The organism is Rhodococcus sp. 05-2254-6 (genome assembly GCF_002258565.1).
Classification (GTDB): Bacteria; Actinomycetota; Actinomycetes; order Mycobacteriales; family Mycobacteriaceae; genus Rhodococcoides.
Map to the genome: position 1 here is coordinate 1 of NZ_NOZF01000045.1, position 16,382 is coordinate 16,382.

At 65.2% G+C, this 16,382-nt stretch carries 18 protein-coding genes, 4 tRNA genes and 1 pseudogene; 8 read left to right on the forward strand and 15 right to left on the reverse strand.

Annotated features, from left to right (window positions below; translation table 11 throughout):
• Positions 1 to 159: 159 nt before the first annotated feature.
• The 6 genes and pseudogenes from ruvB to CH256_RS05090 form a co-directional block, all read right to left on the reverse strand.
• Positions 160 to 1,188, reverse strand: a complete 1,029-nt coding sequence (gene ruvB / locus CH256_RS05065) for a Holliday junction branch migration DNA helicase RuvB (protein ID WP_176460499.1) — start codon at positions 1,186 to 1,188, stop codon at positions 160 to 162.
• Between the two features lie 54 nt (positions 1,189 to 1,242).
• Positions 1,243 to 1,848 carry a Holliday junction branch migration protein RuvA gene (ruvA, locus tag CH256_RS05070; RefSeq protein WP_068050592.1) on the reverse strand — a complete coding sequence of 202 codons (606 nt, stop codon included), beginning with the start codon at positions 1,846 to 1,848 and terminating at the stop codon, positions 1,243 to 1,245.
• Positions 1,845 to 2,482 (reverse strand): annotated as a pseudogene (locus CH256_RS28940) (crossover junction endodeoxyribonuclease RuvC). Before CH256_RS28940 ends, ruvA begins: the two are co-directional and overlap by 4 nt.
• Before the next feature lie 107 nt (positions 2,483 to 2,589).
• Entirely contained in the window at positions 2,590 to 3,348 is a 759-nt protein-coding gene (locus tag CH256_RS05080) for a YebC/PmpR family DNA-binding transcriptional regulator (RefSeq protein ID WP_094641944.1), read from the reverse strand.
• An 87-nt stretch (positions 3,349 to 3,435) separates the two neighbouring features.
• Positions 3,436 to 4,038 carry a pyridoxal 5'-phosphate synthase glutaminase subunit PdxT gene (pdxT, locus tag CH256_RS05085; RefSeq protein WP_094669039.1) on the reverse strand — a complete coding sequence of 201 codons (603 nt, stop codon included), beginning with the start codon at positions 4,036 to 4,038 and terminating at the stop codon, positions 3,436 to 3,438.
• Positions 4,035 to 4,886, reverse strand: coding sequence for an acyl-CoA thioesterase (locus CH256_RS05090; RefSeq protein WP_094669040.1), 852 nt, complete (start codon positions 4,884 to 4,886; stop codon positions 4,035 to 4,037). Before CH256_RS05090 ends, pdxT begins: the two co-directional genes overlap by 4 nt.
• A gap of 41 nt (positions 4,887 to 4,927) precedes the next feature.
• Here CH256_RS05090 and CH256_RS05095 point away from each other — a divergent pair, with 41 nt between their 5' ends.
• Positions 4,928 to 5,578 carry a hypothetical protein gene (locus CH256_RS05095; protein WP_256989375.1) on the forward strand — a complete coding sequence of 217 codons (651 nt, stop codon included), beginning with the start codon at positions 4,928 to 4,930 and terminating at the stop codon, positions 5,576 to 5,578.
• A gap of 10 nt (positions 5,579 to 5,588) precedes the next feature.
• On the opposite strand, the gene pdxS is transcribed toward CH256_RS05095, so the two are convergent.
• From pdxS to CH256_RS05140, 9 genes are all read right to left on the reverse strand, one after another.
• Complete coding sequence (gene pdxS / locus CH256_RS05100; protein WP_082899040.1) at positions 5,589 to 6,530, reverse strand: pyridoxal 5'-phosphate synthase lyase subunit PdxS; 942 nt, start codon at positions 6,528 to 6,530, stop codon at positions 5,589 to 5,591.
• A gap of 178 nt (positions 6,531 to 6,708) precedes the next feature.
• Complete coding sequence (locus CH256_RS05105) at positions 6,709 to 7,734, reverse strand: NUDIX hydrolase (RefSeq protein WP_094669041.1); 1,026 nt, start codon at positions 7,732 to 7,734, stop codon at positions 6,709 to 6,711.
• Complete coding sequence (locus tag CH256_RS05110; RefSeq protein WP_094669042.1) at positions 7,734 to 8,858, reverse strand: glycosyltransferase family 4 protein; 1,125 nt, start codon at positions 8,856 to 8,858, stop codon at positions 7,734 to 7,736. Before CH256_RS05110 ends, CH256_RS05105 begins: the two co-directional genes overlap by 1 nt.
• A complete protein-coding gene (locus tag CH256_RS05115) occupies positions 8,855 to 9,760 on the reverse strand; it encodes a phosphatidylinositol mannoside acyltransferase (RefSeq protein WP_068050598.1) in 906 nt (301 codons plus the stop codon). Before CH256_RS05115 ends, CH256_RS05110 begins: the two co-directional genes overlap by 4 nt.
• On the reverse strand, positions 9,757 to 10,440 hold the full coding sequence (gene pgsA / locus CH256_RS05120) for a phosphatidylinositol phosphate synthase (RefSeq protein WP_068050599.1): 684 nt from the start codon (positions 10,438 to 10,440) through the stop codon (positions 9,757 to 9,759). Before pgsA ends, CH256_RS05115 begins: the two co-directional genes overlap by 4 nt.
• 25 nt (positions 10,441 to 10,465) lie before the next feature.
• Positions 10,466 to 11,008, reverse strand: a complete 543-nt coding sequence (locus tag CH256_RS05125) for an HIT family protein (protein ID WP_032397953.1) — start codon at positions 11,006 to 11,008, stop codon at positions 10,466 to 10,468.
• A 2-nt stretch (positions 11,009 to 11,010) separates the two neighbouring features.
• The gene (gene thrS / locus CH256_RS05130; protein ID WP_094669043.1) at positions 11,011 to 13,071 is read right to left on the reverse strand and encodes a threonine--tRNA ligase; all 2,061 of its coding nucleotides are present in this window, start codon (positions 13,069 to 13,071) and stop codon (positions 11,011 to 11,013) included.
• A 102-nt stretch (positions 13,072 to 13,173) separates the two neighbouring features.
• On the reverse strand, positions 13,174 to 13,575 hold the full coding sequence (locus tag CH256_RS05135) for a TIGR02611 family protein (protein WP_068050610.1): 402 nt from the start codon (positions 13,573 to 13,575) through the stop codon (positions 13,174 to 13,176).
• 116 nt (positions 13,576 to 13,691) lie between these two features.
• Positions 13,692 to 13,763: transfer RNA gene (locus CH256_RS05140), tRNA-Val, on the reverse strand.
• Positions 13,764 to 14,005: 242 nt separating this feature from the next.
• Between CH256_RS05140 and CH256_RS05145 the strand changes: the two genes are divergently transcribed.
• From CH256_RS05145 to CH256_RS05175, 7 genes are all read left to right on the forward strand, one after another.
• Positions 14,006 to 14,077 (forward strand) — tRNA-Gly (locus tag CH256_RS05145).
• A 17-nt stretch (positions 14,078 to 14,094) separates the two neighbouring features.
• Positions 14,095 to 14,165, forward strand: a tRNA-Cys gene (locus CH256_RS05150).
• Between the two features lie 37 nt (positions 14,166 to 14,202).
• Positions 14,203 to 14,277 (forward strand) — tRNA-Val (locus CH256_RS05155).
• A gap of 126 nt (positions 14,278 to 14,403) precedes the next feature.
• Positions 14,404 to 14,688, forward strand: coding sequence for a hypothetical protein (locus CH256_RS05160; RefSeq protein ID WP_256980953.1), 285 nt, complete (start codon positions 14,404 to 14,406; stop codon positions 14,686 to 14,688).
• Positions 14,681 to 15,388, forward strand: coding sequence for an alpha/beta hydrolase family protein (locus tag CH256_RS05165; RefSeq protein ID WP_094669044.1), 708 nt, complete (start codon positions 14,681 to 14,683; stop codon positions 15,386 to 15,388). Before CH256_RS05160 ends, CH256_RS05165 begins: the two co-directional genes overlap by 8 nt.
• A 16-nt stretch (positions 15,389 to 15,404) precedes the next feature.
• The gene (locus CH256_RS05170) at positions 15,405 to 15,857 is read left to right on the forward strand and encodes a hypothetical protein (protein WP_094669045.1); all 453 of its coding nucleotides are present in this window, start codon (positions 15,405 to 15,407) and stop codon (positions 15,855 to 15,857) included.
• Entirely contained in the window at positions 15,854 to 16,381 is a 528-nt protein-coding gene (locus tag CH256_RS05175; protein ID WP_094669046.1) for a GNAT family N-acetyltransferase, read from the forward strand. Before CH256_RS05170 ends, CH256_RS05175 begins: the two co-directional genes overlap by 4 nt.
• The last annotated feature ends 1 nt before the right edge of the window (position 16,382 follow it).

The following is a 16,382-nucleotide window of genomic DNA, read 5'->3' on the forward strand; positions in this document are numbered from 1 at the left end:
CAGCGGAAACAGCAAATCCATCGGAAGGTCAGTCCTCGAAGTCGGGTTCGATATACGTCATTGTCTCGTGCGAGAACGCCGCCGGTGCGGGCCTCGCAGCTACCCAGTGTGCCATTACCTGGAACCGGTCCGGTCCGTTCGTGTCCTGTTGTGCCCGATTCACTCGAATAATCCCTGCTGGACCTCCGAGGATCGGACCGAAATTCCACCCACTGCGAGGTCCGGTGGCGGTGTCAGACCGAGGTGTTGCCACGCAGAAGCGGTCGCCACGCGCCCGCGGGGGGTGCGGGCGATCATTCCGGCACGCACCAGAAACGGCTCGCACACTTCCTCGACCGTCGACGGTTCCTCGCCCACGGCGACGGCCAGTGTCGATACACCCACCGGCCCACCGCCGAAGCTTCGGATGAGCGCGCTGAGTACCGCGCGGTCGAGTCGGTCGAGCCCGAGCTTGTCGACGTCGTAGACCACCAGGGCGGCCTTCGCGGTGTCCTGGGTGACGGTGCCGTCGCCGCGCACGTCCGCGTAGTCGCGAACTCGCCGAAGCAGTCGGTTCGCGATTCTGGGGGTGCCGCGCGAACGCCCGGCGATTTCCGCACAGCCGTCCCGGTCGATCGGTACGCCCAGAATTCCCGCCGACCGCATGAGGATGCGCTCGAGTTCGCTGGGCTCGTAGAAGTCCATGTGCGCCACGAATCCGAAGCGATCTCGCAGCGGCCCGGTGAGCGCACCCGACCTGGTGGTGGCACCGACGAGGGTGAACGGTGCCACCTCGAGTGGAATCGACGTCGCTCCCGGCCCCTTGCCGACGATGACGTCGACGCGGAAATCCTCCATCGCCAGGTACAGCATCTCCTCGGCCGGGCGGGCGATGCGATGGATCTCGTCGATGAACAGCACGTCCCCCTCGACGAGATTGCTGAGCATCGCCGCGAGATCGCCTGCCCGCTCGAGCGCCGGACCCGACGTGAGCCGCAGCGAGGTTCCCAGCTCGGCGGCGATGATCATTGCCATGCTGGTCTTGCCGAGTCCCGGCGGACCGGACATCAGGATGTGATCGGGGGTGCCGCCGCGCATCTTGGCACCCGACAACACGAGCTGGAGCTGCTCTCGCACGCGCGGTTGACCGATGAAATCGGTGAGATTCTTCGGACGCAGACTCGTCTCGACATCCAGATCGTCGGACATCGCGTCCGCACCGACCTGGGATTCGGCGAACTGGTCGTCCTCGGTCACCCGGGCCTACCTGGACTTTCCGAGATACGCCAGCGCCGACCTCAACGCGGTCGACGTCGTGGCCTCGGGCTGCTGGGCGAGCACCGCGTCGGTGGCTTCCTCGGCCTGCTTGGTGGGGAATCCGAGACCGATCAGCGCTTCGACGATCTGGTCTCGCATCGAGTTGCCGGCACCGGACCCGGGCACGGCTGCGCTTCCGGCGCGTCCGACCACCGCGTCGACCTTGTCGCGCAACTCGACGACCATTCTCTCCGCGCCGCGCTTCCCGATACCGGGCACCCTGGTCAGAGCTCCGATATCACTGTCCGCCAACGCAGTTCGCAGCGCATCGGGCTCGTGTACGGCAAGAGTCGCCATGGCAATTCGCGGGCCGACGCCGGTCACGGTGAGGAGCAACTCGAACAGCTCACGCGACTCCTTGTCGGGGAACCCGTACAGCGTCTGCGAATCCTCGCGCACGATCATGGTCGTCAGGAGGGTCGCTTCGCTCCCCCGGTGCAGCGTGGCCAACGTCGCCGGAGTGGCGTTGACCCGGTACCCGACGCCCGCGGCCTCCAGCACGGCGTGATCGAGCGCGATGTCCACCACCGAACCCCTGATCGACGCGATCATCGTGCGCCCGCCTCCTTCTTGGCCATCTTCTCGATCCTGCGTGCCACGACGGCGCGAGCCTTGCGCTCCTCGGCCAGACGCGCGTCGTACTTGCGTTTCTGCTCGGCGGCCATGGCTTCGGCTTTCGCCATCCGGGCGATCATGGGTGCTCGCCAGCAGTGACAGATACCGAGGGCCAATGCGTCGGCCGCGTTGAGGTCGGCGCTGGCGTATCTCGGAAAGTCCAGGTAGGCCCGGGTGACCGAGGACGACCAGTTCGCCGAATCCCAGGTCGGTGCGGACGCGATGTCCGACGATCTGGATGTCGAGACGAGTCTGCGTCCGAAGAATCTCACCGATTTCATCGGTCAACCGCGCGTGCGAGAGCGATGACGCCACCGGCTTGGGCCGTGCCCATGGCCGTACGAACGTTGTGTTGGGCAAACACTCGCTCGATCGCCACCACCGAGGGCTTGTGGGTATCGAGCCAGTATTCCGCCGCCTCGGAAATGCGCAGCAGACGCTGCGCGAGGTCCATGTCCGCAGGCGTTCGCACCACATCGACATCGAGCGCGACCACCGTTCGGCCCACACCGCCCTCGATCAGACTGAGCCCACACCTGGTGAGACCGGGGTCGACACCCATCACCCGCACGCCACCACACCTTCCGCTTACGAACTGTTGTTCGATAGCGTAGCGGAGCCCACCGTCGGATCAGGGATACGACACCCGGTCGATCACGTCGTCGGATGCGAGGGGCGTCAGTCCTCGGCGTCGAGCTCGGCCATGACCTCGTCGGAGAGGTCGACGTTGGACCACACGTTCTGCACGTCGTCGCTGTCTTCGAGTGCATCGATGAGCTTGAACACCTTGCGTGCACCGTCCGCGTCGACCGGGACGTTCACCGACGCCTGGAAGCTCGCCTCGGCCGAGTCGTAGTCGATTCCGGCCTCCTGCAACGCGGTGCGCACGGCGACCAGGTCGGTCGGCTCGCTGACGACCTCGAACGTGTCGCCGTTGTCGTTGACTTCCTCGGCACCGGCTTCGAGAACGGCCATCAGGACGTCGTCCTCGCTCTGACCGTTCTTCTCCAGGGTCACCACACCCTTGCGCGAGAACAGGTACGACACCGAACCCGGGTCGGCCATGTTCCCGCCGTTACGGGTCATCGCAACGCGAACCTCGCCTGCGGCGCGGTTGCGGTTGTCGGTGAGGCACTCGATGAGGATGGCAACACCGTTGGGTCCGTAGCCCTCGTACATGATGGTCTGCCAATCGGCCCCGCCGGTCTCCTCGCCTGCACCTCGTTTGCGCGCCCGCTCGATGTTGTCGATGGGCACCGAGGTCTTCTTCGCCTTCTGAATGGCGTCGAAGAGCGTCGGGTTGCCGGTGGGGTCACCGCCACCCGTCCGGGCTGCCACCTCGATGTTCTTGATGAGCTTGGCGAAAGACTTGCCACGTCGGGCGTCGATCACCGCCTTCTTGTGCTTGGTGGTGGCCCATTTTGAGTGGCCGCTCATGCGATAGGGCCCCTTCCTGCTCGAAATCAGTGTTGTCGACTTTACTCGCCCGGTTCCGCGCTCGGCACCGACCGACCGTCGAAGGTTCTAGCGGCTTCGCACCATGTCGACGAAGAGTGCGTGCACTCGATCGTCGCCGGTGACCTCGGGGTGAAAACTCGTCGCGAGAACGGAGTTCTGGCGAACGGCCACCACGCGTCCGGCGGCCGGTCCGTGCGGCACGGTGGCGAGCACCTCGACGTGCTCGCCCACCCGCTCGACCCACGGCGCGCGAATGAACACCGCCCGCACCGGCCCACCGTCGATACCGGTGACGTCGAGATCGGTCTCGAACGAATCGACCTGACGACCGAAAGCGTTGCGCCGCACGGTGATGCCGAGGCAATCCAGATGTCGGGCGTCGGGCCTGGTGTCGAGAATCTCGGACGCCAGCAGAATCATGCCCGCACAGGATCCGTAGGCGGGCAGTCCCTCGGCCAACCGCGCACGCAGCGGATCGAGGAGCTCGAACACGCCGAGCAGGTTGCTCATGGTCGTCGACTCCCCGCCGGGGATGATCAGTCCGTCGATCTGCGCCAGTTCGGCAGGACGCCGCACGGTGACTCCGCGCGCACCGCTCGACTCGAGCGCAGCCAGGTGTTCGCGAACGTCGCCCTGCAGCGCGAGAACACCGATGGTCGGAGCGGTCACTTGCGGCCGAAGGGATCGACATGAGGCGCGTCCGGGTCCCGCTCGTAACGCATCAGCCCTTCTTGCACCACCGCGGCAACCATGCGTCCGGACGTGTCGAAAATTCGCCCCTGAGCCAGTGCCCGGCCGAAATCGGCCGAGGGCGACGTCTGGTCGTAGAGCAACCATTCGTCTGCCCGGAACGGCCGCAGGAACCACAGCGCATGATCGAGCGAGGCCGTCTGGGTGACGGCGTCCGGGTGCGGCACCTTGGCGGAGCCGATCAACGTCATGTCGCTCATGTACGCGAGGGCGCAGACGTGGAACACCTGATCGTCGGGCAACGTATCGCGGTAGCGGAACCACACACGTTGCTGCGCAGCGAAACTGGGATGCTTGACGGTCTGGTCATCAGGAATGAGACGGATGTCCCATTCCGACCACTCCTTGTAGTACGAGTGGTCGTATTCGGCGAGGGTGGTGGGATCGGGCAGGCTGTCCGGTCCGACGACCTCGGGCATGACGTCCTGGTGCGAAATGCCGTCGTCGTCGCCGTGGAACGAGGCAGACATCGTGAAGATCGCCTTGCCGTGCTGAATTCCGGTGACGCGGCGTGTGCAGAACGACCGGCCGTCGCGGATTCGATCGACCATGAAGACGGCCGGTTCGTTCGGATTGCCCGGACGCAGAAAATAGCCGTGCAGCGAGTGCACACGAAACTCGGGAGCCACTGTGCGCACCGCCGCGACGAGCGCCTGGCCCGCCACCTGACCGCCGAACGTACGGGGCAACCGAGAAGGGAAAGTCCGTCCCCGATAGATGTCGTTCTCGATCCGTTCCAATTCGAGAATGTCCTCGATGCTGGCCATGGCTGGTGTCCACCTTTCTGTGACAACGGCTCAGGCTAACAATGGATGGACCAGGCAAGATGGTCGGTGTGGGTCAACCGATGCCGATATTTCCCGATCTTCTCGTCGAGTCGATCGTCGACTCGTGCCCGGACGGGGCCCGCTCGATCGTCGTGATCGACGGTGCCGATGCCGCGCGACCGGTCGACTTCGCCACGCGCACAGCCGAACACGCCCGCTCTCGGGGCCGTCCGGCTGCCGTGGTCGACCTGCACGACTACGTCCGACCTGCGTCCATTCGATTCGAGTACTCGCGAACCGACGAATTGAGCTATCGCACACTGTGGTTCGACTACGACGCCCTGGTTCGAGAGGTCATCGCCCCGCTGGGACCCGGTGGCGGAGGTCACTTTCTACCGCGACTGTGGGATGAGGCCACCGACCGCTCGGCTCGGGCCCGCACCACCTCGGCGGCGGCGAATCAGATCGTCCTGATCGCGGGACCCATGCTGCTCGGACGGGGATTGAACGTCGATCTGTCGGTGCAGCTACGCCTGTCCGCGAACGCTCTACGCCGCAGAACGAGCGCCCCCGATCAGTGGACCTGCGCCCCGTTGCTCGAGTACTACGAGAGCCTCGACGGCTCGGCCGAGCGGCCGGATCTTCTGGTCCGATGGGACCATCCCGACCGCCCGGCACTCGAACGCTACTGACGCAGAACCGTCACCAGCCACGCTCGGCGAGACGGTGTCCGACGGGGAGGTCGTCGACGTTGATGCCGACCATTGCCTCACCGAGACCGCGCGAGACCTTGGCGAGCACATCGGGGTCGTCGAAGAACGTGGTGGCCTTGACGATCGCCTCGGCGCGCTCCTTGGGGTTGCCGGACTTGAAGATTCCCGATCCGACGAACACGCCCTCGGCACCGAGCTGCATCATCATCGCTGCGTCCGCGGGAGTGGCGATGCCGCCGGCGGTGAACAGTGTGACGGGCAGTTTGCCGGCCCGGGCGACCTCGACGACGAGGTCGTACGGGGCCTGCAGTTCCTTCGCCGCCACGTACAGCTCGTCCTCGGGGAGCGAGGTGAGGCGACGGATCTCGTCGCGAATCTTGCGCATGTGCGTCGTCGCGTTCGAGACGTCGCCGGTTCCGGCCTCGCCCTTGGAGCGAATCATGGCCGCCCCCTCGGTGATTCGACGCATCGCCTCACCCAGGTTGGTGGCACCACAGACGAAGGGAACGGTGAAGTTCCACTTGTCGATGTGGTTGGCGTAATCGGCCGGGGTGAGCACCTCGGACTCGTCGATGTAGTCGACGCCGAGGCTCTGCAGAATCTGCGCTTCGACGAAGTGGCCGATGCGGGCTTTCGCCATCACCGGGATGCTGACCGAGGAGATGATGCTGTCGATCATGTCGGGGTCGCTCATGCGCGACACCCCACCCTGAGCGCGAATGTCGGCGGGGACGCGCTCGAGGGCCATGACGGCCACTGCTCCGGCGTCTTCGGCGATCTTGGCCTGATCGGCGGTGACCACGTCCATGATGACGCCGCCCTTGAGCATCTCGGCCATCCCCCGCTTGACGCGCGCGGTGCCGATTCCGTTCTCGCCCGACCCGCCTTCGGCAGATCCAGCGGGTGTAGTGGATGCGTGTGGGGTACTCAAGCCGACTCCTGTGTTCTGGGCACCGTTCGTGGCGCACCGGACTGATATGTGCAACTACGTCCATCCGCGCAATCGATCACGCGCGGCGCGAAGTCGCGCCCAGAACTGTAGGCCTCCTGGCGACGGTTTCCCATAACCACTTCATGATTGCTGGACTGCTCGAAAAGGGTCCAGATTGCTACCGGATAGCGCGCACGTCCGGGTCGCCGCGTCGCGCGAGAGCCACATTGACCTCGTCCAGCAGTTCCGCGAGGTCCTGGGGATAGACGTTCTCGCCGACTGCGCTGAGCGCACGGATGTCGGCCTCGGTGCACCACTGATGGCCGGTCACGGTGCGGCGCTCGAAATCGGTGAACCCGGCGCTGTGCGGCTCGAACTCCTGCATTCGGATCGCGAAGAACAGTTCCTCGGAACGGATCAGGGTTCCGTTGAACGGGAACGTGGCAACCCGTCGCCACAGTGGACCGCGCAGATCTGCCGCCGCGACGGTCAGGCCGGTTTCCTCGTGCACCTCGCGCACCGCTGCTTCGCGGAGCGACTCGCCCTTCTCCACTGCCCCACCGATGGTGAACCAGAAGAAGGTGTCGGGCACCGTCGGGTCGTGTCCGCGCAACAGCAGAACGCGGCCCCGTTCGTCGAGCAGCACCACCCGAGCGGATGTTCGCGGAGTGGCTCTGTTCTCGCTGCCGAACGTCGCGGCAGCAGACCGCTCGGCGATCTCGAAATACGACGGCAGGGCCGCGGTACCACCCAGATGCAACCACCGGACCGGGCGTCTGACCCGCAGCGCCAGAGTGTCCCGGACGGCGTCGTTGTGGAAGCGCCGTGCGATCAGCACGCGGGCCTCGGCGTCGGCCAGTTCGGCGACCAGTTGCGGGGGCAGGGCGTTCGGCTCGACGACGGCAAGAGCCATGGACACCGCGTTCTCGGCCTCTTCCCGCTGCGACCGGTCGGCGCGTTCGGCCCGATCGGCCAGTGCGGCGAGTTCTCTGCTCGCCGAGGCCGTGTCGCGGGTGGCAGCGGACACCGCTCGCGCGACGACGGCACGGCGGGCCAGTGCTGCATCGAGTGCCTGCCAGGCAAGGTCGGTACGCACGTGCAAGCGGTCCAGTCGGTTCGCCGTGCCGTACGCCCACAGGCCGACGACGAGAATCAGTACCGCGACCAGACCGAGTACCAAGATCGTGAGCGCCGAGAGGGTCATCAGTTCGCCGCCCGCACTTTCTGGCCCCCGAGGGTGACGGTTTCGTAGACCCGCAGGATCTGCTCGGCGACGACGGGCCAGTCGTAGGCGGCCACGGCGACCGAGGCGGCATCGACGAGGCGAGCACGAACGGTGTCGTCGGAGAGGATCGCGGTCACTGCGGCGGCGACGGCATCGGAATCGTCGATCGGAACCAGCAGTCCGCAGGTGCCGTCCTTGAGCACCCGCCGGAATGCGTCGAGTTCGCTTGCCACCACCGGAGTTCCGGCGGCCATGGCCTCGACGAGGACGATGCCGAAGCTCTCACCGCCGAGGTTGGGTGCGCAGTAGACGTCGGCGCTGCGCATCGCCGATGCCTTGGTCGCATCGTCCACCTGCCCCAGGAACGTCAGGTGCGAGGCGAGTGCGCCTGCGTCCTTGCGGAGTTTGTCCTCGTCGCCGCGACCGACGATGAGGATCTCGATGTCGGGATGGGATTCGACGAGGGCGGGTAGCGCCCCGAGCAGAACCGCCATTCCCTTGCGTGGTTCGTCGAAGCGTCCGAGGAAGAGCACCGTGCGACCGGCACGTGGATAGCCTTCCAGGACAGGGGCGTCGGCGAAGGCAGGAACGTCGACTCCGTTGGGGATCTCGACGGCGTCGGAGCCGAGGGCCTCGACCTGCCAGCGTCGGGCGAGTTCCGAGACAGCTATACGTCCGCTGATCTTCTCGTGATACGGCCGCAGCACACCCTGAAAGGTGCTGAGCACCAAGGACTTCGTCGTCGAGGTGTGGAAGGTTGCCACGATCGGTCCGTCCGCGGCCTTGAGCGCCAACATCGACAGGCTGGGCGCGTTCGGTTCGTGGATGTGCAGCACGTCGAAATCGTTGTCGGAGATCCACTTACGGATTCGGGAATACGTGATCGGCCCGAATCGAAGCCGCGCGACGGATCCGTTGTAGGGAATGGCGAGCGCCTCGCCCGCCGACACCACGAAATCCGGCAACTCGACGTCGTCCGACGCCGGAGCCAGGACACTGACGCGATGACCGCGTTCGATGAACACCTCGGCCAGCTGCTGAACGTGCGCCTGCACTCCACCGGGAACGTCGAACGAGTACGGGCACACCATGCCGATCTTCACGCGCCCTCGATTCGGGCACGTCGCTCGGCCGACCAGTCGCTCATCCACAACGGTTGCAGCATGTGCCAATCCGCCGGATGCGCTCGGATGCCGGCAGCGAAATGATCGGCCAACGTCTGGGTGGCAGGACCGACTCCGGCCGAGACGTCCACTGCAGGCGAAATGTCGAAGCCCCAGCCGTCGCCGTCGAAATAGCCGTGTACCGGCAACAGCGTCGCTCCGGTGTCGATCGCGAGTTTCGCGGCACCGGCGGGCATCCGGGTCGGTTCACCGAAGAAGGTGACCGGTACCCCGTGCTTGGCGAGGTCGCGCTCGCCGAGCAGGCAGACCACCTTGTTCTGGCGCAGTCTCTCGGACAATGCGAGAAGCGGCGGTTGCTCGCCACCGCTGAGCGGAAAGATCTCGAAGCCCAGGCTCTCCCGATAGGCGACGAATCGCTGGTACAGAGATTCCGGCTTCAGCCGTTCGGCGACGGTCGAGAGTCCACCGTGCGTGCGCACCAGCCACATTCCGGCCATGTCCCAATTGCCGCTGTGCGGCAATGCCAGCACCACTCCCTTACCGGCGGCGAGTGCACCCTCGAGATGTTCCTTGCCATTCACGCACCGATCGATGACGGCGGCCTGTGCAGCAAGATCCATCGACGGCAACCGAAACGCCTCGCGCCAGTAACGGGCGTAGGAGCGAACGCTGTCGCGGATCAGCTCGTCGGGCACCTCGGCGGGAGTGGTCCCCAGGACTCGAGCGAGATTGCGACGCAACTGGTCCGGGCCACCGCCTCGCGTCGCTGCGAAGTCGGCACCGCGATCGAACAGGCGTCGCGCCACCGGCTCGGGTAGAGAACGGACGAGTCGCCAACCGGCCGCGTAGCCCGCGTCGCTCGCCCTGTCGGAGAGATTCACGACGCGGCCACGTCGCCGTCGCCGGATGCCGGTGCCACCGGAGGCACGATGATGTCGCGAGCACCCTCGGATCCGCGGACCGCGAGAACGCGCTGGAACACGGTCACGACACTGAGCACGGCGAGAATCCACATCGCCGGGTAGATCACGCTGTCCAACCACGGAATGTCGAAATGCCGTCCGACGCCGGTGAATCCGGCGCCGACGAGCACGATGACCAGGCGATCGGGACGTTCGATCCACCCCCCGTCGGCCGAGAGTCCGCTGGCCTCGGCGCGTGCCTTGGCGTACGAGATCACCTGGGAGGTGACCAGACAGATCAGGGTGGCAACGAGCAGTAGTTTGTCCTGCTCGGAGTACACCGCCCACCAGGCCAAGCCGCCGAAGATCGCACCGTCGGCCACTCGATCGCACGTCGCGTCGAGGACGGCACCGTACTTGGTGCCACCGCCCCGTGCCCGCGCCATGGCCCCGTCGAGCATGTCGAACAACACGAACAGTGTGATGACGACCGAACCCCACCACAGATAGCCGGCGGGGTACATCGTGACCGCGGCCGTGACGGTGACGACGGTGCCGATGATCGTCACGGAGTTGGGGGTCAGCCCGGTGCTGTTGAGGGCACGCCCGAGCGGCGCGGTCACCTTCGACACCGGCGCACGGCCGAAAATGCTCAGCACGGCGCGTGCTCCTCTCGCCTGTGGTTCATTCGTTCCAGGCCGACGCGAGCAGGGCCCGAGTGTCACGGAGCAACTGCGGCATCACCTTCGCACCGCTGATCACGGTGATGAAGTTCGCGTCGCCGCCCCACCGGGGCACGATGTGCTGATGCAGGTGCTCGGCCAGCGATCCGCCTGCGGCAGCACCGAGATTGAGTCCGACATTGAAGCCGTGCGGACGTGACACTCGCTTGATGACGCGAATCATCTGCTGCGTGAATGCCATCAACTCGGCGCTCTCCGCAGGTGTGAGGTCTTCCAGTGCCGCGACGCGGCGGTACGGCACGATCATCGCGTGGCCGGGGTTGTAGGGGTACAGGTTGAGTACCGCGTACACCGATTCGCCTCGTGCGACGACGAGTCCGTCCTCGTCGCTCATCTTGGGAATGTCGGAGAACGGCTCGTTCGACTTCGCCGAGCCCTGCGGAGCCTCGGCGATGTAGGACATCCGGTGCGGTGTCCACAGTCGCTGCAGCCGATCGGGCTCACCGGCCCCGGTGACGACGATCGACTCGTCCTGTTCCGACATGATCAGCTCACTCCTGCGGGGTCGGTCTGCACGAGCTCGGCGGTCGGTGATGCGTTGTTGCGCTGAGAGATCCAGTCGGTCACGACCGAGATGGCCTGCGCCACGGGGACGCCGTTGACCTGGGTGCCGTCCCGGAATCGGAAGCTCACGGCTCCGGCTTCGACGTCGCGTTCGCCGGCGAGAAGCATGAAGGGAACCTTCTGCGCCGTCTGGTTGAAGATCTTCTTCTGCATCCGATCGTCGCTGGCATCGACCTCGGCGCGCACTCCACGCTTCTTCAGTTCGTTCACCACCGCGAACAAGTGATCCTGGTAGACCTCGGCAACCGGGATGCCGACGACCTGAACCGGTGCGAGCCAGGCCGGGAACGCGCCCGCGTAATGCTCGGTGAGCACCCCGAAGAAGCGCTCGATGGAACCGAACAGAGCCCGGTGGATCATCACCGGGCGTTCCTTGGTTCCGCCCGAGCCGGTGTATTCGAGCTCGAAGCGCTCGGGGAGGTTGAAGTCGAGCTGAATGGTCGACATCTGCCAGGTACGCCCCAGCGCATCCTTGGCCTGCACCGAGATCTTCGGTCCGTAGAACGCGGCACCACCCGGATCGGGCACCAGGTTCAGGCCCGACGCCGCCGCCACCTCGGCGAGGGTGTTGGTTGCCTCTTCCCAGACTTCGTCGCTGCCGACCGACTTCTCCGGGTTGCGAGTGGAAAGTTCGAGATAGAAATCGTCGAGGCCGTAGTCCTTGAGCAGCCCGAGAACGAATTCGAGGGTGCTGGTGAGCTCGCCCCGCATCTGCTCGCGGGTGCAGAAGATGTGCGCGTCGTCCTGGGTCATGCCGCGCACGCGGGTGAGACCGTGGATGACGCCGGACTTCTCGTAGCGGTAGACCGAGCCGAACTCGAACAAACGCAACGGCAGTTCTCGGTACGAGCGGCCGCGGGAACGGAAGATCAGGTTGTGCATCGGGCAGTTCATCGGCTTGAGGTAGTAGTCCTGGCCGGGCTTGCGCACGTCACCGTTCTCGTCGAGCTCGGCGTCCAGGTGCATCGCCGGGAACATGCCGTCCCGGTACCAGTCGAGGTGACCCGAGACCTCGTAGAGATGGCCCTTGGTGATGTGCGGGGTGTTGACGAACTCGTAGCCCTCTTCGATGTGCCGCTGCCGCGAGTAGTTCTCCAGCTCGTTCCGGATGATGCCACCCTTGGGATGGAACACCGGCAGACCGGAGCCCAGTTCGTCGGGAAAGCTGAACAGGTCCAGCTCGGAGCCGAGCTTGCGGTGATCGCGACGCTCCGCCTCGGCCAGCAGTTCGAGATGCGCGTCGAGCGCTTCGGTGGATTCCCACGCAGTTCCGTAGATGCGCTGCAGTCCGGCGTTGTCCTGATTGCCGCGCCAGTACGCAGCCGAACTACGGGTGAGCTTGAACGCGGGCACGTACTTGGTGGTGGGGATGTGCGGTCCGCGGCACAGATCGCCCCAGATCCGCTCGCCGGTCCGGGGATTGAGGTTGTCGTAGGCGGTCAGCTCTCCCCCACCGACCTCCATGACCTCGGGATCGTCGATACCGGACTTGTCGTCGATCAGCTCGAGCTTGTACGGCTCGCCGGCCAACTCCTCGCGGGCCTGCTCCACCGACTCGTAGACCCGACGCGAAAAACGCTGTCCGGCTTTGACGATCTGCTTCATCTTCTTCTCGAGTGCCGTCAGATCCTCGGGAGTGAACGGCTGCTTCACGTCGAAGTCGTAGTAGAAGCCGTCCTTGATGAACGGTCCGATGCCCAACTTGGCGTCGGGAAAGAGCTCTTGAACGGCCTGCGCCAACACGTGCGCGGCCGAGTGCCTGATGACGCTTCGGCCGTCCTCGGTGTTCGCCGGAACGGGCTCGACCTCGGTGTCGCCCTCCGGTGCCCACGACAGGTCACGGAGCTTGCCGTCGGGATCGCGAACCACGACCACTGCGTCGGGTCCCTTGTTGGGCAGGCCGGTCTCGCGGAGCGCCGTACCTGCCGTCGTTCCGGCCGGCACCATGATGCGGGCGGGCGAAACGGCGGCGACAACGGGCATGCTCACAGCGATGTACTCCTCGATCGGTTCTTCTGGCCAGGAAGGCCTCCGACAGCCTATCGGCAACGGTCCACTCGATTGGCCTCAGCGCGACGGGTGACGTCAGATCGGGCTCTCGAGCCACGTCCACTCGAGTCCGATCCAGCCCCCGACCAACGCGAACGTGCCGAGCAGCCACAGCGTGGCCAGCACGACGACCGTGGTGAACAGAACTCCGAGACCCTTGACGAACATCGATTGCTTCGAGAACCACGCCATGAATGCGTCGTATCTCTTGCGGACGAACCGCAGCGCACTCTTGGCCCATGCGAATTCCGACGCCAGGATGCCCAGGCCCGCGAACACGATCAACCAGCCGGGCCCCGGGTAGGGAATGGCGAGTACACCCAGCACCAACACCACTGTTCCGACGACACCGACCGTGATTCGGTACGCGAGATCGAGGGACTTGTTCTCGGCGATGCGCGCCCGGAAGCGACGGTGCTTCACCTTTGCTGTGTCCATCGGACCCTGGTCGGCGACGGCCTGAGGCTTCGATTCTTCGGTACTCACCGGCTCAGGCTACCGGCCTCGAACGCAAGAAGGCCCGCACCGACGGGCGGTGCGGGCCTTCTTTTCTGTGGTCCCGGCTGGGATCGAACCAGCGACCTTCCGCGTGTGAAGCGGACGCTCTCCCACTGAGCCACGGGACCGAACGAGGCAAAACATTAACACGAGGTGCCGCGACGAACCGAATCGCCTGCCCGATCACCGAATTCGTCCACGGACCGCCTTCGCAGAGCTCCCATCGCCTCTGCTTTCACATCTTTCACAGCGTCGATCGTGCCAATTCCGGGGCTGACCACGAGATTTGTGAGTTTCACTCCCGTTGGGTTAATGTTTTCCCCGCACCACGGAGACAACAACTGCCCAGCAGTGAGCGCCTCCGGGGTATGCGGATGTGGCGCAGTGGTAGCGCATCACCTTGCCAAGGTGAGGGTCGCGGGTTCGAATCCCGTCATCCGCTCGAGGGTCTCGACCCATGGTGGAGTGGCCGAGTGGTGAGGCAACGGCCTGCAAAGCCGTGCACACGGGTTCGATTCCCGTCTCCACCTCGCTAGCGCATCGGTCGCAAGACCGTTGCGAGGACACGCGCGATTAGCTCAGCGGGAGAGCGCTTCCCTGACACGGAAGAGGTCACTGGTTCAATCCCAGTATCGCGCACCACAGCAAGACAAATCAGGCCCCCTTTCGAGGGGGTCTTTTTTGTGCTTCACGAATCAATTGTGGTGATTCACGCCATAGAAGTGCACAGTGGAGATGACGCACACACTTCGATGGAAGGACCTTCACGTGTCGGACGATGCTCAGAGCGAACCCACAGTCGACGACGCCACCCTGGAGGAGGCGAAGAAGTCCGTGGAGGGCCTCGACGATCGCTATCGACCCGGTGCCCGGCCCACCGTCGCACTGCCGGGAACCAACGGCACCGTCGCCGGGACCGCCTTCGCGGACATGGTCGACGACAACGGCGAGATGGTGGACGCCGATGACCGGGACTCCACCGACTCCGACGGCTCTGCGGACACCGATCACGCCGACACCCAGGAAAAGGTAACGTCCTCGAACGATGCCTGAACTCGATGGTCCCGACGCCCCCGCCGACATCGATCTCGGCGGGGGCGTCGCATTTCTGCACACACCCTCCATACCGTCACGAGGCGGCCTCGCTCTCACGCACGGTGCGGGCGGCAACTGCGAGTCGCCGCTGCTGCAGCGCATCGCGTCGGCATGGGCGGCAGCCGGATTCACGGTCCTGCGTTTCGACCTTCCTTTTCGAGTACGCAAACCCAAGGGGCCGCCGCACCCGTCGAGGGCGGCCGAGGATCGGCTCGGAATCGCGTCGGCCGTCGACCGCCTTCGCGCCGAGACCTCTGGATTCATCGCATTCGGTGGGCATTCCTACGGTGGCAGGCAGGGCTCGATGATCGCGGCCGAGCGACCGGGTCTCGTCGACGGACTCGTCCTGACCTCCTATCCCCTGCACCCGCCGGGCAAGCCGGACAAGGCTCGTACACAACACCTTCCCGAACTTCGAACACCGACGGTGGTGGTGCACGGCACGAAGGATCCGTTCGGCACCACGACCGAATTGAGCGCTGCGCTCGCGCTCGTCCCGGCTCCCACTCTGCTCGTCGACATCGAGGGCGCGGGCCACGACCTTGCTCCGATGAAGTACGACGCAGCGACGAAAACCCTTGCCGGAGCCGCCTCGTTGTTCGGTGCCCCGACGTCCGATTCGTCGGTTGTCGTCCCGCTCTTCGACCCGTCGCGCTGAAGTGGTCTACTAAGGCATGCCGACCTGGGGATGGTTCATCGTGGCGTTGGTCCTCGTCGACGCTGCAGTGCTCGCGGCGTGGCTGTTGGCCCGCAAGAAGCCGGGCTCGTCCCCGGAGACCTCGCGCAACATCAGGCTCATCGGTCTCGACGAGAGCGCCCGCGCAGACATTTATTCGCTACTGGCCGCGAACAAGAAGGTTCAGGCCATCAAGGTCTTTCGTGAACGAACGGGTGCCGGACTCGCCGACGCGAAGAACGCGATCGAGAGCGTCCAGCGCGGCGAGCCGTTTCCGTCCTCCGCCACCATCGTCGACGCGGCACAATCCGGTCCGACACCCTGGGACGATCTGATCCCGCGATTGCAGTCACTGAAATCCGAGGGTAAAGCGATCTCTGCCATCAAACTGCTGCGCGACCGAACCGGGCTGTCGTTGCGCGATGCCAAGAACGCGGTCGATCTGCTGTGACCGTGCGCGTGGCAGCACGTACCGATGCACGTCGCGTCGCCGAAGTGGCCGCGTCGACCTTTCCCCTCGCCTGCCCGCCGGGAACCCGGCCCGAGGACATCGCGCAGTTCGTCTCGAACGTGTTGTCGGCCGAGCACTTCGAGAACTACATCGACGACGCGGCCAGAACGGTGCTGATCGACGAGACAGGCGATGCCGACGTCGTGGGCTACGCCATGCTCGTGTCCGGGCCGCCTGCGGACCCCGGAATTCGCGCGACACTCTCGCCCGAGCCGACCATGGAAGTCAGCAAGCTGTACGTGCAGCCGACCCAGCACGGCAGCGGGGCCGCGGGGCGATTGATGTCGTCGTCACTCGACCATGCACGCCACTCCGGTTGTGCGACAGCATGGTTGGGCGTGAACCAACAGAACGTGCGGGCCCAGAAGTTCTACGCCAAACACGGGTTCGAGATCGTGGGCATCAAGACGTTCGTCGTCGGCGTTCAGACGCACGACGACTACGTCATGCAGGTGAGGCTGTGAC

What these genes read in the sequence shown, in the direction of transcription:
- CH256_RS05095 (WP_256989375.1), top strand. Translation starts at nt 4,928, where the DNA reads ATGGATGGACCAGGCAAGATGGTCGGTGTGGGTCAACCGATGCCGATA.
- CH256_RS05090 (WP_094669040.1), bottom strand. Translation starts at nt 4,886, where the DNA reads ATGGCCAGCATCGAGGACATTCTCGAATTGGAACGGATCGAGAACGAC.
- CH256_RS05105 (WP_094669041.1), bottom strand. Translation starts at nt 7,734, where the DNA reads ATGACCCTCTCGGCGCTCACGATCTTGGTACTCGGTCTGGTCGCGGTA.
- ruvB (WP_176460499.1), bottom strand. Translation starts at nt 1,188, where the DNA reads ATGTCCGACGATCTGGATGTCGAGACGAGTCTGCGTCCGAAGAATCTC.
- CH256_RS05165 (WP_094669044.1), top strand. Translation starts at nt 14,681, where the DNA reads ATGCCTGAACTCGATGGTCCCGACGCCCCCGCCGACATCGATCTCGGC.
- CH256_RS05125 (WP_032397953.1), bottom strand. Translation starts at nt 11,008, where the DNA reads ATGTCGGAACAGGACGAGTCGATCGTCGTCACCGGGGCCGGTGAGCCC.
- CH256_RS05170 (WP_094669045.1), top strand. Translation starts at nt 15,405, where the DNA reads ATGCCGACCTGGGGATGGTTCATCGTGGCGTTGGTCCTCGTCGACGCT.
- ruvA (WP_068050592.1), bottom strand. Translation starts at nt 1,848, where the DNA reads ATGATCGCGTCGATCAGGGGTTCGGTGGTGGACATCGCGCTCGATCAC.
- thrS (WP_094669043.1), bottom strand. Translation starts at nt 13,071, where the DNA reads ATGCCCGTTGTCGCCGCCGTTTCGCCCGCCCGCATCATGGTGCCGGCC.
- CH256_RS05080 (WP_094641944.1), bottom strand. Translation starts at nt 3,348, where the DNA reads ATGAGCGGCCACTCAAAATGGGCCACCACCAAGCACAAGAAGGCGGTG.
- CH256_RS05135 (WP_068050610.1), bottom strand. Translation starts at nt 13,575, where the DNA reads ATGGACACAGCAAAGGTGAAGCACCGTCGCTTCCGGGCGCGCATCGCC.